This window comes from Aestuariibacter sp. GS-14 (genome assembly GCF_006494365.1).
GTDB lineage: Bacteria > Pseudomonadota > Gammaproteobacteria > Enterobacterales > Alteromonadaceae > Alteromonas > Alteromonas mangrovi.
Genome location: NZ_VHIP01000004.1, coordinates 322,537 through 337,882, shown reverse-complemented (window position 1 = coordinate 337,882; position 15,346 = coordinate 322,537). Strand labels below are relative to the sequence as shown.

The window sequence follows — 15,346 nt, the reverse complement described above, 5'->3', positions numbered from 1 at the left end:
ATGCAACTTAATTCCACTGAAATTGCAGAACTGATCAAGAAAAGAATTGAACAGTTTGATGTAACCAGTGAAGCACGCAATGAAGGTACTATCGTCGCAGTAACCGACGGTATCATTCGCATTCACGGCCTGGCCGATGTCATGCAGGGTGAGATGATTGAGCTTCCTGGTGGTCGTTACGCGATTGCACTAAACCTTGAGCGAGACTCAGTTGGTGCAGTTGTTATGGGTCCTTACTCGGACCTGCAAGAAGGACAAAAAGTCCAGTCTACCGGCCGTATTCTTGAAGTACCGGTAGGGCGTTCACTGTTGGGTCGTGTTGTAAACACCCTGGGTGCGCCAATTGATGGTAAAGGTGCAATCGATGCCGAAGGTTTTGAACCGGTTGAGAAAATTGCACCTGGTGTTATCGAGCGTCAATCAGTAGACCAGCCGGTACAAACTGGTTACAAGTCTGTTGACTCGATGATTCCAATCGGCCGTGGCCAGCGTGAGCTGATCATCGGTGACCGTCAGACTGGTAAAACAGCGATGGCTGTTGATGCCATCATCAACCAGAAAGGCACAGGCGTTAAGTGCGTTTACGTAGCGGTTGGTCAAAAGGCCTCTACTATTGCAAACGTAGTGCGCAAGCTGGAAGAGCACGGCGCGATGGCTCACACCATTGTTGTTGCTGCTTCTGCTTCTGAGTCTGCTGCCCTGCAATACCTGGCACCTTACTCTGGTTGTACTATGGGTGAATACTTCCGTGACCGCGGTGAAGACGCTCTGATCGTATATGATGATTTGTCTAAGCAAGCTGTTGCTTACCGTCAGATCTCATTGCTACTGAAGCGCCCACCAGGCCGTGAAGCTTACCCAGGTGACGTATTCTATTTGCACTCACGTCTGCTAGAGCGTGCTGCACGTGTAAACGAGCAGTATGTTGAGCGTTTCACCAAAGGTGAAGTGAAAGGCAAAACCGGTTCATTAACCGCGCTGCCAATCATTGAAACTCAGGCTGGTGACGTTTCTGCATTCGTACCTACCAACGTAATCTCGATTACAGACGGTCAGATCTTCTTAGAAACTGACTTGTTCAACGCAGGTATCCGTCCGGCGGTTAACGCTGGTATCTCGGTATCTCGTGTAGGTGGTGCGGCACAAACTAAAATCGTTAAGAAGCTGGGTGGCGGTATCCGTCTTGCCCTGGCTCAGTACCGTGAATTGGCGGCTTTCTCGCAGTTCGCATCTGACCTTGACGAAGCGACTCGTTCACAGCTTGAGCACGGTGAGCGCGTTACCGAACTAATGAAACAGAAACAGTACACGCCACTCTCAGTGGGTGAGACTGGTGTTTCCCTGTTCGCGGTAGAGAAAGGCTTCCTGAAAGACGTGGAACTGAACAAGATCCTGGATTTCGAAGCGGCCTTACATTCATACATGAACAGCGAATACGCTGATCTGATGAAGACTATCAACGAAACAGGTAACTACAACGCTGACATTGAGTCACAGTTGAATGACGCTTTAACTAAATTTAAAGCGACACAAACTTGGTAATCAATGGTGCTGACCGAAAGGTCAGCACATCACGTTGAGTAATCGGAGAGATAGTCATGGCCAGCGGTAAAGAGATAAAAGGTAAGATTGGGAGTATCAAGAATACTCAAAAGATTACCAGTGCGATGGAAATGGTTGCTGCGTCTAAAATGAAAAAGGCGCAGGAGCGCATGGCCTCCGGTCGTCCATATGCACAAAATATGCTTAAAGTGATTGGTCACATTGCTAACGGTAACCTTGAATACCGCCATCCTTATTTGGAAGAGCGTGAAGTCAAGCGTGTCGGTTACATTGTGATATCCACCGACCGTGGTTTGTGTGGTGGTTTGAACACCAACGAGTTTAAACTGGTTACCAAGGAAGTAAAAGCTTGGAAAAGCCAGGGTGTCGAAGTGGACTTTGCAGCGCTAGGTTCAAAAGCTTGTGCATTCTTCAACCGATTTGGTGGCACTTTGCTTGCCGCAGAATCAGGTTTAGGTGATGCACCTAAAATCAGCGACGTAGTTGGCGTAGTTCGCGTCATGCTGAAAGCCTTTGATGAAGGAAAACTGGATAAAGTATTTCTGGTTTTCAACGACTTCGTTAACACGATGTCACAGCAGCCTGTAAGCAATCAATTATTGCCTTTGCCAAAGTCTGAAGACGAAACGTTAAAGCATCGCTGGGATTATATCTACGAGCCGGATCCAAAACCTATTTTGGAAGCATTGATGGTTCGTTACATTGAGTCCCAGGTGTACCAGGGTGTTGTAGAAAATGCCGCGTCAGAGCAAGCTGCTCGAATGGTTGCAATGAAAGCCGCAACCGATAACGCAGGCAACCTGATTGATGAACTTCAATTGGTATACAACAAAGCCCGTCAGGCCGCAATCACACAAGAAATCAGTGAGATTGTTGGTGGTGCAGCAGCGGTGTAGGCAAAGGTTTAGAAAAGATAATGAGGACAAATTATGAGTCAAGGTAAGGTCGTCCAAGTCATTGGCGCCGTTGTGGACATCGAGTTTCCACAAGATGCGGTTCCAAAGGTATATGACGCACTTAGAGTTACCGAAGGTGACTTGTCCGGGCTAACCCTGGAAGTGCAACAGCAATTAGGTGGCGGTGTCGTTCGTGGTATCGCTCTGGGTTCTACCGACGGTCTGCGTCGTGGTCTGAAAGTTGAAAACTCTGGTAACCCAATTATGGTGCCAGTAGGTACAGCTACTCTGGGTCGCATCATGGACGTACTGGGTAACCCAATTGATGAAGCGGGCCCAATCGGTGAAGAAGAGCGTATGTCTATTCACCGCGAAGCACCCAGCTATGAAGAACAATCTAGCTCGGTTGAACTGCTTGAAACTGGTATCAAGGTAATCGACCTGGTTTGCCCATTCGCCAAGGGTGGTAAAGTTGGTCTGTTCGGTGGTGCTGGTGTAGGTAAAACCGTAAACATGATGGAGCTTATCCGTAACATCGCTATCGAACACAGCGGCTACTCAGTATTCGCGGGTGTTGGTGAGCGTACTCGTGAGGGTAACGACTTCTATCATGAAATGAACGAATCAAACGTACTGGATAAAGTATCGCTGGTTTACGGTCAGATGAATGAGCCACCAGGTAACCGTTTACGTGTTGCTCTGACTGGTCTGACGATGGCAGAGAAGTTCCGTGACGAAGGTCGTGACGTTCTGTTCTTCGTAGATAACATCTACCGTTATACTCTGGCAGGTACTGAAGTATCAGCACTGTTAGGCCGTATGCCTTCAGCGGTAGGTTATCAGCCTACTCTGGCTGAGGAAATGGGTGTTCTGCAAGAACGTATTACGTCTACCAAAACTGGTTCAATCACGTCAATCCAAGCGGTATACGTACCAGCGGATGACTTGACCGACCCGTCACCAGCTACCACCTTTGCTCACTTGGATGCAACGGTAGTACTGTCTCGTGATATCGCATCACTGGGTATCTACCCAGCGGTAGATCCACTGGACTCGACTTCACGTCAGCTGGACCCACTGGTAATCGGTCAGGAACACTACGACACAGCGCGTGGCGTTCAAACTGTACTTCAGCGCTATAAAGAGCTGAAAGACATCATTGCCATTCTGGGTATGGACGAACTGTCTGAAGAAGACAAGCAGGTAGTATCACGTGCTCGTAAGATTCAGCGTTTCCTGTCTCAGCCATTCTTCGTAGCAGAAGTTTTCACAGGCTCTCCTGGTAAGTATGTTTCTCTGAAAGATACCATCAGCGGCTTTAAAGGCATTCTGGAAGGCGAATACGATCACCTGCCTGAGCAGGCGTTCTACATGGTTGGCTCTATCGACGAAGCGCTGGAAAAGGCCAAGAAGAAAGCGTAATGGTACGGAGCTGTTAATCAGCTCCGCATAACGCTTGCGTATCCTTTAGGAGGTTTACATGGCAGCAATGACAGTTCACTTAGATGTAGTAAGCGCGGAAAAGCAGATTTTCTCTGGCCTCGTTGAAACTATCCAGGTGACCGGTAGCGAAGGTGAGCTGGGTATTTACCCTGGTCACGCGCCGCTCATCACTCCAATTAAGCCTGGTATGGTGCGTTTGGTTAAACAGCACGGTGAAGAAGAAGTTATTTACGTAGCGGGTGGTGTACTTGAAGTACAACCAGGCAACGTAACTGTTCTGGCCGACACTGCGGTAAGAGCAGAAGACTTGGATGCACAGGCTGCTGAAGAAGCTAAACGACGTGCAGAAGAGCACATCGCTAATCCAGGTGCTGACTTTAATTATGCTGAAGCCGCTCACGAGCTGGCGGAAGCCATTGCCCAGTTGCGATTAATTCAAAAACTGCGCAAGTAATTAGATTCATCAAAATAAAGAACCCAGGTTATCCTGGGTTTTTTTATGTCTGAAATAATGTAATAAAAAACTGGTGTTTTTAATTTGGCTGTATAAATATACATGTGTCGGTTTTGGTTTGATGTCAGAAACTGAGCATAGGGAAGCAATACAGCATTATTCGCTGTAAATTGCTTTAGAAAAAATGACAACAAAGGAGCGTGTATGGAAACCAGTACCTTACTTACCTCTACCTGCCTGTGCAAGGGCGTTAAGATTGAAGCTATCGCAACTTCGCTGGATATTGGCGTATGCCACTGTGATATGTGCAGACAATGGGCTGGCAGCCCCTTTTTCGCGATAGAGGGTCACACTGTTAAGCTTACCGGTGACACCGTTAAAGTTTATGATTCTTCAGATTGGGCAGAGCGCGGATTTTGCAGTCATTGCGGCACGCACCTCTTTTACCGGTTAAAGACAACTAACACCCACTATTTGCCTGTTGGACTGTTTCCACAACAACCAGCTATGCAGTTATCTCATCAAATATTTATTGAAAGCAAGCCCAACTATTACAGCTTTGAACAAACCACTATATGCATGACAGGCGCAGAGGTAATGGCGCAATTTGAGGGAGATGAACCAGTATGAGCAGCGACACACTGATTAATTACGTAGAATTGCCCTGTAAGGATATACCTGCTACCAAGGCGTTCTTTGCGTCTGTTTTTAACTGGACATTCACCGATTATGGCGACGCTTATTGTGAGTTCAGGGATAAGGGCATTACAGGCGGCTTTTACAAAGCAGATATGGCGTCATTAACTGCGTCAGGTGCAACTTTACTGGTGTTTTACTCACCTACCCTCGAGGCCACACAACAAGCCGTTGAAGCCGCAGGTGGTAGCGTGATTAAGCCAATATTTACCTTTCCTGGCGGCAGACGGTTTCATTTTACCGAGCCAAGTGGTAATGAATTTGCCGTTTGGTCAGATAAATAAAGCGTCGCAGGGGTAAGGAAAAAAAGCAATACACATTCGTTAACAAAGTGTATTGCCGACGCGCTGTGCCAATTAATTTTTGGGGTGTATAATAGCTGTCGCTTAATTGACACAACCAATCTAATGAATAAAAACAACGTAGTAATACATGTTTGGTTGCCGCCTTTACTATTTGTAATAGTTTGCCTGAGTCTTAACTATGTGGCTGGATCTTTGGATCTGGCGTATGTAGTGGACGAGCGTTCACAAAGGGATTTTAATGCAGCGCTGGGGATGCCGCTCATCATCGGCTATTTATGGCTGGCAATTCGCATTATGCACCGACGTGCCGGTAAACGTATCGCCGATTTCCTGGTGCGTGTTAAACGCATCGATGAGTATCCTCAACATATTCAACGCCTTGAAAAGAAGCTGGTAACCCAAGTGGTTATTGCCAGCACACTGGCAGTTTCAGTAACGATGATTTACCTTGTTACAGAGGGACTGCTGGCACTGGATTTAAAGCCCGCTATCATATTACTCAACGCCATAGCTGTGCCCTTTTGGTTCTTTCTGTTTCTATTTATTATGCAGTCGGCGTCGTTCACTCGCTATCTGCATCGCCATTTGGTGCTACCCAGTATTACCAAGGATACAAACTTTAGTCATTGCAAGGCACTATGTGATTTAGGATTAAGCAATGTGAGTCTGGCATTAATGATGTTAATGCTGGTACCGATATTTTGGATGGGTAAACCTGTCCCCGTTATTGACTTACTAATATTATTAGTGATGATTACATTTATGCTCACATGGTTGTTTTTGCCAGTAATAAAAACGCTAAGGTTGATGCGTAAATACCGGGCAAAAAACATCAGTTGTATAGAAGCTGCGATTGAGCAGATACTGATTGACAGGCGAAATGGTAAAAACAACGAACCAAGCGCAAATCAGCTGTATAAGCTCAATCAACAACTGGAAGACATGCGCCAGTTTAGTTGTTGGCCCAAAGAAATTGTACAAAATGTAAAGATATTCATCGTGTCAGCTGGCGTGCCGGCCACCTGGCTGTTTATGGCATGGTTTGTTAAGTAAAGGATGACTCATGAAGGTTTATGGCGATGCCCGTTCCGGTAACTGTTATAAAATCCAGCTTGTACTGGCATTACTGGGTAAAAGTTGCGAATGGATTGATGTAAATATTCTCCAGGGAGAAACACAAACAGAAGCGTTCAAGCATAAGAATCCGTTAGGTAAAATACCAGTACTGGAATTAAGCGACGGACGGTGTTTGAGTGAATCTAATGCCATTATTAATTATCTGGCAACTGGATCGGCTTTGATTCCGTCTAAAGCGTTTGATTACGCAAAAATGTTGCAGTGGCAGTTCTTTGAACAGTACAGTCATGAGCCAGCCATCGCTGTTGCCCGATTTATCAATGTATTTTTAGGATTGCCAGAAAACCGTAAAGCAGAGTATCAGGCTAAACAGGTTGCCGGTCACAAAGCGCTGGCGGTGATGGAGAAGCAACTTAACGAAACCCCCTACCTGGTGGGCGAACAACTGTCTTTGGCAGATATTTCATTGTATGCCTATACCCATGTAGCACATGAAGGTGGTTTTGACCTATCGGTATATCCTGGTATTCGGCGATGGTTAGCATTGGTTGAGGACCATCGAGGGTATATGCCCATGCAATACAGCTGTTAGGGTAATCAGCCACTAGCCTTCAGTATGCAGGGACCACTGCTGCTTAAAAGCATCAAAGAGCCGGTACAGAGGTAAAGTATCGGCCCCTTCCAGACTTTGCAAACCCAATGCTACAGCCTCAAGGCTAGACAGCCCATTAGACACACTGGTTTTGCGAATATCATACTGTCCTTCTATATCGTCGGGCAAACAACAAAACATGAATTGATTTAACCATGGATTGCGTTTGTAAATACCGTACGCCTGCTTCCAACTGCCATCAATAATAATCAGTGTATCAATTTTTAATGGATTTTGTAGATAGTGAGCGCTAGTTAACTCTATAGCCTCCTGAACCGGGTAAAGAACTACCGTTGTTGCAGAGTCTGTAGTCAGTTGCTTGGCCAGTGGCGCAAAATCCTCAGCGGTTTTACCTGTGTAGCAATCCACATTCTGGAGAGCAAGCTGCAGTAACCTGACAGTATTTTTGGCATGTTTCGTTTCTGCGGGATGCTGCAATACTATTACCCGGGTTCGATTGAAAACGGGTGTAACATGTTTACAAATACAGGTTTTCAAAGGATAGTGGCATCGATGACACTTTAAACGCATAACACTCTCAGCGAAATGTACGATGTCTGATTTTACCCCAGCCGAACGAATATGGCATACCATCAGAATGATCCCTGCAGGTAATGTGGCGGCTTATGGTCAAATAGCCGATTTGTCTGGCTTGCCTGGACGGGCAAGGCTGGTGGGGAGATGTTTAAAAGACGTTCCTCAAAACGAACCTGTACCCTGGTATCGAGTGGTGAGAAGTAATGGGCAAATTGCGTTTCCTGTAAATAGCGAGCTCGCCAACGAACAAATTGCCCGGCTTCTGGAAGAAGGGGTGTTAGTAATAAATCACAAAATTAAAATGAAGTGCTACCAGTGGCAACCAGATTTACCAACGCTACTTTACCAGCTAGACTTTTAAATGAGTATTGATGAATATGAAATGACGGATGCAGACCAAACTGTTGCCGTATCTAACTATAGCTTGCTATCAGATGTCGTAAATGCCGTCATCAGCAATCGAAAAGACCGTTAAGATAACAAGAAGCAAAACGCATGTCAGTGATTACGATCGGGATAGAACAACTAGAAGTGGGTATGTACGTGCTCGAGATTGCTGAACAACGGGCTGGCACAGTACAAATTAAAAGTCGTGGGCGGGTAACTAGTCAGGCCGCGATTGATGAACTTAAGCGCAAGGGTATTTTGCGCGTGGTTATTGAGACTGACGTGGAGTCGGGTAATAGCACGAGCAGTCAGGCACTCCCCATACACCAACATCTGGAAACTACTGTCCCATTAACCGATGAACTGGCACGGGCTGAAAAGCTGTATCAGCAAGGCTTGAAGATTCAGGGCAGTCTGTATAAGGCCATTCAGAATGGTACCCAATTTGACGATTATGTACCGAGGGAATTTTCTACAGCATTGGTAGGTTCGCTGGATCGCAATCCGGATGCGTTGCTGCTCATGACAAAAATTCGCGAAAAAGACTCTTATTTGCTTGAGCATTCACTTAACGTAGGCATATTACTGGCCAATTTCGCCCGTTATCTTGGGCTGGAAGAGGAGGAAATTGAAAGACTGGCTTACAGTGGATTACTTCACGATCTCGGTAAAATAAAAGTAGACGATGCCATTTTACATAAGCCCGGCCGACTGACCGATGGAGAAATGGAAGAAATGAAGAAACACGTTACTTACGGCGTTGAGTTTCTTCATCAAATGAGAATTGATGAAACCCTTATCAAGTGGGTAAGTGAACATCACGAGCGATTAGATGGTTTGGGGTATCCCTCGCAGTTAAGTGCAGATCAAATTACTAGGCAAGGCCGCATGTTAGCCATAGTAGACATGTACGATGCACTTACTGCCGATCGTTGCTACAAACCGGGTATGTCGAGTCAAAAGGCACTACAAATACTGTTAAAAGACAGTAAGGATAAACTCGATCAAGGACTGCTTCAGCAGTTTATCCGCTGCATGGGCATTTACCCTGTTGGCAGTCTGGTTGAATTGTCTAACAACAAGGTAGCGCTGGTAATAAAGCAAAATGACAAACAGCCATTACGGCCTTGTGTTCGCGTATTTTATTCCACCGCTGGCAATCACTATCTGCCGCCTAAAGAAGTGAACCTTGCAACCGACGACCGAATTAAAATAGACAAAGCGGTGGTGGCGTCTGACTATAATATTGATATCAACCGATTCTTTCATGAATCTGTTTTGCCCTGATTGCTGAGCCGGTGTTTGCAGGCAGTGACCGTTGGCAATCGGATATGCCGCTAAGCTTCCCGTGCAGCATCAGTAGGCTTAATAGTGTCGCAAATAAATTACAATCTTAGTGTAAAATTTGCGGCACTAACGCACTGCTACCTTCTCTTGTTTTACCGCATTCACAATAGTAAATATCGCTACAGGCCACTGATAGTCAGGCTTTATTCAGGTTTGCCTAGTTAAATTATCCGTAAAGTTAGCAATTGGAACGCTGATTGCTGTATTCAGGTACGAACGACAAATATTGAGGTTGCAATGAAAAAACTAGTGATTGCGAGTGTGGTGGCTACTGCTTTGTTGGCGGGTGGTTGTGCAAACAGTAACAATACTCAAAAAGGCGCTGCAATTGGTGCCGTGGCCGGCGCATTATTAGGTAAAGCTACAGGCGATAATGCTAAAAGTCGTTATGCCTGGGGTGCCGTAGTGGGTGCCATTGCGGGTGGTGCGATTGGTAATTACATGGATAAACAGGAAGAGGCCCTGCGCGAAGAATTGGCCGATACGGGAGTGGATATAGTACGTGAAGGCGATACGCTGCATCTGATCATGCCTGGCGATATTACCTTTGCTACCAACAGTGCGGCAATTAGCCCAAATTTCAATCCGGTACTGAACGATGTTGCAGTGGTACTCAACAAATACGAAAAAACCGTGTTGTTGATTAAAGGGCACACCGACGACACAGGTTCTGAATCTTACAATCAGGAATTGTCTGAGCGCCGGGCAAATGCGGTTAAAAATCTGCTAACCGCATACAACGTGAATGTACAACGGGTGACAACAGTAGGCATGGGCGAGTTTCAGCCCAAGGTGCCTAATACCAGCGACGCTAACCGACAGATAAACCGTAGGGTTGAGCTGTCAATTCAGCCGATCACTAATTAACTATCTGGTGTAGTGGCAGCCAGTTTTTCGATTTGTGCTGCCACTGATTTTGCCAGGGCATTGGGAATAGGAATGGTGAGGTGATATTGAGCCACCTTCCATTCTCCGTCTATTCGCTCTAACACCCCTGTTCCCCGAGTTATTCCATAAGAAGCGTTGTCCAGAATTTCCATAAACCAGGCTACCTGCTTGTCCTTAGCGTAAAACACGTCTCGTGAAACCGGGGTATAGGTCCAGCCTTTGCCTTGTGAAAAATACGGCATGGCATATTGCTTAAACTCACTAATCGACCAGTTTTCTGACGCATCGGTACCAATAAACGTAGCGTTACTGGTATATAAATCAAAGTAAGTGACTGCATCCGCACCAGACGCAGCGGCATGTAATGCGTCGAGAGTTTGTTCAACGGTTCGTTCAGCCCATGCAGAACAGGCAAAACATAACGCACATAAATATATGATAATTCGCATAAGTAATTGTTGAATTGACTGATAATCCTGAATAATACCGTAACACAGTATCTAAGTAGCCGTAAGCGTTGTCCTGGTGTCAGAAATTTACCTCAGCAAAATTCTATTCCCTTGCGACATATCAATCGAATTTGAAGTCTCAAAGCAAAATACTTGCAAAAACACGTATATAAACTAACTTTTGAGATCAGGCCCTGTCATTCGTATTTTAATCTGCATGATTTACACGGAGTTCTGTAATCAATGAACTTTCTATTGAAGTTGTCTGTTGCGCAAAAAATCTTTTTAATTCCCATCATTGGTGCCGTAAGTTTTATTACTTTTGTTGTGATCAACAGCACCGTGTCTGCGCAAAATGCCAGTCAGTTGCAGGTTGCCAAAAGTGTGGATTTTCCTGCGCTTCAATTGAGTACATCGGTGCTCACCAATATGGAAAAAGTGCGCGATACGCTCGCTTCTTCTGTGACTACTGGTGATACAGAAGCGATTGGGATTGCAAAGGAAAAAGTAGAAGCGGTACTGGACGATTTACAGGCTATTCGGCGCATTGATCCTGGATTGTCTGCAGATGTAACAAAACTTCAGTCTACCTTTAGTGCGTATAGTGATCAGGCCGTTAGCGTTACGGCATCAATTCTCAACGAAACTGCGGATTTCTCCACTCTGAGTGATAAGTTGGAAGAAATGAACGCGAATTACGACAACGCAATCAGTCTGGTTAATCAGTTTATTGCCTCCCGGCAAAGTGCATTTGAACAAGCCTTTTCTGAATATAACAGTGCCCAGGAATTCTTATTCTGGCTGGGTATTATTATGGGCATCGTTACTACACTTATTCTGTTTGGTACTGCCTACCCTATTACCGGCGAAATACGTGGCAACCTGACTCGGGTTGTGAAATCACTGCGCGACATTGCACAGGAAGACGGCGACCTGACCATTCGCATTCAAACCAATGCACAAGATGAAGTGGGCGATCTGGTTAGGTATTTCAATTTGTTTATGGAGAAATTGCAGAAAGTAGTAAAAGACATAGTACAAACTACACTGCCGCTGTCGGATCTAGCGCAAAACCTGAGTCAGCTAACCGACACCACCAATAAAAACATTGCTGATCAACAAGGGGCCGCAACCAAGGCCAAAAATGCGGTTGATGATATGAATCATTCGGTTGTAGCAGTGGCCGAGAGTGCAGCTGAAGCGGCAAGAGCTGCCGATGAAGCAACCAACGCTTCCAACCAGGGCCAATCGGTTGTTAATAGTACCGTACGCAGTATTCAGTCGCTGGCAAAAAATGTAGACGACAGTGCCCAGGTAATTCGAAAACTGGAGAACGACTCTAATCAGGTAGGTGTGGTTCTGGATGTGATAAAAGGCATAGCCGAGCAAACCAACTTGTTGGCCTTAAACGCCGCCATTGAAGCAGCCCGAGCCGGTGAACAAGGCCGGGGCTTTGCTGTAGTAGCAGACGAAGTAAGAACGCTTGCTTCCAAAACACAAAAGTCCACCGAAGAAATTCAAAACACCATAGAACAATTGCAAAGTGCAGCCAGATCGGCTGTTCAGGTAATGAGCTCCGGTACCCAGCAGGCAGAAAGCAGTGTAAGCGAGGCCAACAAAGCCGGCGCAAGCCTGAACGTGATTGCCGACACTATCGGGCGGATCAGTGCGATGAACGGCCAAATTGCCAGCACTACCGACAATCAACAAGCCGTGGCGGAGCAAATTGTGGGTTATGTGGACGAAATTTACGCACGAACCGATGAAACCGCTAGAAACTCAGTAAGACTAGCGTCTGCCAGCAGTGAACTGGCTAATCTGGCGAAGAGTCTGGAAGGGATCGCCCGCCAGTTTAAGGTGTAGCAGAAAAATCAAATTTGAAGCCCGGGGATAACGGGTAAGCCATAACACAGCGTTCAATTAAACATCAAAACTACGTATATTTACGCGGGATTTAACTATGAAAAAACTGTTACTTGCCTCATTGTTCGCGGGTGCGTTGCCGATCCACGCATATGCAGAAGTGAACTTAAGTGGCTTCGCCAGCATTGTTGGTGGCACAGCTACCGACAGCGATGCAATTGTTAGAGACTACGAAGACAGCATCGACTTCAAAGAACATTCATTCTTTGCGCTGCAGGCATATTCAGATCTGGGTGAAGGGTTAAGTGCGACAGCACAAATTCGTTCGCGCGGCCGTGATGACTGGGAGCCGGAATTTACCTGGGCATTCCTGTCATATGAAATCTCACCAACCTGGCGCATACAGGCCGGTCGTCAGCGAATTCCTATGTACCTGTATTCCGACTATCTGGATGTGTCCTATGCCTATCACTGGATAGCGCCACCAGCAGAAGTTTACAAGGCCCCGTTTGACTCAATCGATGGTATCTCAACCATTCACGATTTTACGGTTGGCGATGCAATGGTGAACTTCCGTTTGTATTACGGTAAAGAGGATTTCTCTACCGATACCGGCTCGTTTGAAATTGAAGACATCTTTAGTGCCGTTGCTAGTGTGAACTATGGCTGGTGGACATTCAGAACCAGCTATTTACAGTTTGATATTTCCGGGGATATTGGGGTTGGTGAGCTGGTCTCTGCGTGGCAGGCAACGCCTTTTGCAGCAGTGGGTAACGAACTGGATATAAACAACGATAGTTCAACCGCTTTTGAAGTGGGGGTTATTTTCGACAACCAGGACTGGCTGTTCCTGGCGGAATATATCCCTTCAACAGTAGATGAAACCATTGTGGGTGATTATAAGCCCTGGATGGTGTCTTTAGGTAAGCGTTTTGGTAGCTATATGGTACATGCGACCGTGGGTGAAGATGTGAATGAACCATATCGCAAGGCTATTAACTCTGTACCGTTAGGTGTCGATCCCGGTTTGGATTTCCTGTACCAAACGACGAAAGCTGTATTGGACGAGCGCGATTTTGAATTGCCTTTTTATTCGGTTGGCGTGCGATGGGACTTCCATGATTCTGCGGCATTTAAGTTTGAATATACTGTGTCTGAACAGCTGGACGGTAGCAACGCTGGCGCTGTTGAAATGGCATTAGTCACTGTTTTTTAGGAGTTGATAATGCATAATTTTTCTATTAAAAAAACAGTAGCCAGCCTGACATTCACTGCAGCAATTATGCTTAGTGCTTCGGCGCAAGCGGCTATTGCGGTAGTGGTAAATCCGGGATTTGCTGATGCGTTGGATCAGGAAAAAGTCGCACAGATTTACTTAGGTAAAGACAAAACGATGACGCCGTACATGCAAAGTGGCGGCACGGCTGATGAGTTTATTGATAAAGTACTGTCGCGAAATGCCAGTCAGTTCAAAGCTTATTGGGCAAAACTGGCGTTTACGGGTGGCGGGCGGCCGCCTAAAGAACTGGGAAACGATGCTGAAGTACTTAAAACGGTAGCATCTTCGGCAGATGCCATTGGGTTTGTAGATGCAGGCTCAGTGGACGGCTCAGTTAAAGTGCTTTTTAGTCTTTAGCGATTACTGATAACAGGGGGCAACCCCTGTTATCGTGTTAGTTACAAGGCGAAAGCATTTGTCAGGATTTTAGGAAGATCGTTGATTCACGCACAATCAGCTTAGGTTCAAACAGGGTTTTTACCGACAGTGATTGGCCATAGACTGCATTGAGAATGTGTCTTGCCGACATTTCGCCCATTTCATAAATCGGGTTTTTCACCGTTGTTAAACGCGGATAAACATGGTGGGCGAATACCGCATCGTCAAAACCAATGATCGACAGATCGTAAGGTAAGTTCATACCCAAATCACGCGCACAGCTCATTGCGCCTGAGGCCATCCAGTCGTTAGCGCACACCAGTGCCGTAAATGGCTTATTTCTGGACAACAGCGTTTGCAGGCCCTGCTTGCCGTCTTCTTCCTGATAGCGCCCCTCATAATAAAGTTGCTCCGACCAAGGGATGCCAGCTTCGGCCAGCGCCCGTCGGTGTCCCATCAAACGCAACTGAGCGTCGCGGGCTTTGGAAGGACCGGAAATACAGGCAATGCGGGTGTGACCCAGTTCAATGAGGTGTTGAGTAGCCAGGTATCCGCCGCGTTCGTTGTCTAAACATACGCAGGCGTTTTCGAGTCCTTCCACTTGCCGGTTAACAACAGAAATAGGTACGCGGTTGGCGTTAACTTCGCGCAGATAATCGTCGCTCATGGCTTCTACGTGCATGATGAGAGCATCGCAGTTGCGGCTAATTAAAAACTCTACGGCGTCTTTTTCGGTTTCCAGATTATTGTGACCAACGGTAATGATCACATGTTTATCCGCTTCGCGTAGCGTGGACTCTACGGCTTGCATTAAGTCGCCGAAGAAAGGAGAGTTTAATTCTGAAACCAATATACCAATACTATCGGTTCGACTGGTAGCCAGAGAACGGGCAACTGAGCTGGGGCGGTAATTGAGTTCCCGCATAGCGTGCTCAACTTTTGCCCGCAGTGTTTCGTTTACGGTTTTCCGCCCGTTCAAGACGCGCGAAACCGTGGAAAGCGAAACGCCGGCCCGCTCCGCTACTTGGTAAATAGTCGCCACACTGATTCTCTGTTTATTATTCTAAAGGGCAGTTTACGACGTCCAATGTGTTTGTAAAGCGCCCGTATTCAGGTTTAATCTTTAGACTAA

General features: G+C 46.3%; 17 protein-coding genes. 14 read left to right on the top strand and 3 right to left on the bottom strand.

The annotated features are described in order from the left end of the window. From atpA to FJ444_RS09310, 8 genes are all read left to right on the top strand, one after another. Complete coding sequence (gene atpA, locus FJ444_RS09345; protein WP_140957954.1) at positions 1-1,542, top strand: F0F1 ATP synthase subunit alpha; 1,542 nt, start codon at positions 1-3, stop codon at positions 1,540-1,542. Between the two features lie 56 nt (positions 1,543-1,598). Then, positions 1,599-2,459, top strand: a complete 861-nt coding sequence (atpG, locus tag FJ444_RS09340; protein WP_140957953.1) for a F0F1 ATP synthase subunit gamma — start codon at positions 1,599-1,601, stop codon at positions 2,457-2,459. A 33-nt stretch (positions 2,460-2,492) separates the two neighbouring features. Next, on the top strand, positions 2,493-3,881 hold the full coding sequence (gene atpD / locus FJ444_RS09335; protein ID WP_140957952.1) for a F0F1 ATP synthase subunit beta: 1,389 nt from the start codon (positions 2,493-2,495) through the stop codon (positions 3,879-3,881). 58 nt (positions 3,882-3,939) lie between these two features. After that, complete coding sequence (locus FJ444_RS09330) at positions 3,940-4,356, top strand: F0F1 ATP synthase subunit epsilon (RefSeq protein ID WP_140957951.1); 417 nt, start codon at positions 3,940-3,942, stop codon at positions 4,354-4,356. Positions 4,357-4,560: 204 nt separating this feature from the next. Beyond that, entirely contained in the window at positions 4,561-4,986 is a 426-nt protein-coding gene (locus FJ444_RS09325) for a GFA family protein (protein ID WP_140957950.1), read from the top strand. Then, positions 4,983-5,336: a VOC family protein gene (locus FJ444_RS09320; RefSeq protein WP_140957949.1), complete on the top strand. Its 354-nt coding sequence runs from the start codon at positions 4,983-4,985 to the stop codon at positions 5,334-5,336. Before FJ444_RS09325 ends, FJ444_RS09320 begins: the two co-directional genes overlap by 4 nt. A gap of 201 nt (positions 5,337-5,537) precedes the next feature. Then, positions 5,538-6,410 carry a hypothetical protein gene (locus FJ444_RS09315; protein ID WP_140957948.1) on the top strand — a complete coding sequence of 291 codons (873 nt, stop codon included), beginning with the start codon at positions 5,538-5,540 and terminating at the stop codon, positions 6,408-6,410. A gap of 10 nt (positions 6,411-6,420) precedes the next feature. Then, complete coding sequence (locus FJ444_RS09310) at positions 6,421-7,026, top strand: glutathione S-transferase family protein (RefSeq protein ID WP_140957947.1); 606 nt, start codon at positions 6,421-6,423, stop codon at positions 7,024-7,026. Between the two features lie 12 nt (positions 7,027-7,038). Here FJ444_RS09310 and FJ444_RS09305 read toward each other — a convergent pair whose 3' ends face one another. After that, a complete protein-coding gene (locus FJ444_RS09305; RefSeq protein WP_181405119.1) occupies positions 7,039-7,617 on the bottom strand; it encodes a tRNA-uridine aminocarboxypropyltransferase in 579 nt (192 codons plus the stop codon). Between the two features lie 22 nt (positions 7,618-7,639). Here FJ444_RS09305 and FJ444_RS09300 point away from each other — a divergent pair, with 22 nt between their 5' ends. From FJ444_RS09300 to FJ444_RS09290, 3 genes are all read left to right on the top strand, one after another. Next, the gene (locus tag FJ444_RS09300) at positions 7,640-7,984 is read left to right on the top strand and encodes an MGMT family protein (RefSeq protein ID WP_140957945.1); all 345 of its coding nucleotides are present in this window, start codon (positions 7,640-7,642) and stop codon (positions 7,982-7,984) included. 134 nt (positions 7,985-8,118) lie between these two features. Then, positions 8,119-9,297, top strand: coding sequence for an HD-GYP domain-containing protein (locus FJ444_RS09295; RefSeq protein WP_140957944.1), 1,179 nt, complete (start codon positions 8,119-8,121; stop codon positions 9,295-9,297). 297 nt (positions 9,298-9,594) lie between these two features. Next, on the top strand, positions 9,595-10,224 hold the full coding sequence (locus FJ444_RS09290) for an OmpA family protein (protein ID WP_140957943.1): 630 nt from the start codon (positions 9,595-9,597) through the stop codon (positions 10,222-10,224). Here the strand turns inward: FJ444_RS09290 and FJ444_RS09285 are convergent. Beyond that, entirely contained in the window at positions 10,221-10,694 is a 474-nt protein-coding gene (locus FJ444_RS09285) for a nuclear transport factor 2 family protein (protein ID WP_140957942.1), read from the bottom strand. The two genes, FJ444_RS09290 and FJ444_RS09285, sit on opposite strands and share 4 nt — an antisense overlap. Before the next feature lie 243 nt (positions 10,695-10,937). On the opposite strand from FJ444_RS09285, the gene FJ444_RS09280 reads away from it, so the two are divergent. The 3 genes from FJ444_RS09280 (at position 10,938) to FJ444_RS09270 (ending at position 14,193) form a co-directional block, all read left to right on the top strand. Beyond that, a complete protein-coding gene (locus FJ444_RS09280; protein ID WP_140957941.1) occupies positions 10,938-12,557 on the top strand; it encodes a methyl-accepting chemotaxis protein in 1,620 nt (539 codons plus the stop codon). 97 nt (positions 12,558-12,654) lie between these two features. Beyond that, entirely contained in the window at positions 12,655-13,773 is a 1,119-nt protein-coding gene (locus tag FJ444_RS09275; protein ID WP_140957940.1) for a hypothetical protein, read from the top strand. A 9-nt stretch (positions 13,774-13,782) separates the two neighbouring features. Then, positions 13,783-14,193 carry a phosphate ABC transporter substrate-binding protein gene (locus FJ444_RS09270; RefSeq protein WP_140957939.1) on the top strand — a complete coding sequence of 137 codons (411 nt, stop codon included), beginning with the start codon at positions 13,783-13,785 and terminating at the stop codon, positions 14,191-14,193. Positions 14,194-14,254: 61 nt separating this feature from the next. On the opposite strand, the gene FJ444_RS09265 is transcribed toward FJ444_RS09270, so the two are convergent. Beyond that, a complete protein-coding gene (locus FJ444_RS09265) occupies positions 14,255-15,256 on the bottom strand; it encodes a LacI family DNA-binding transcriptional regulator (protein WP_140957938.1) in 1,002 nt (333 codons plus the stop codon). Between the last annotated feature and the right edge of the window lie 90 nt (positions 15,257-15,346).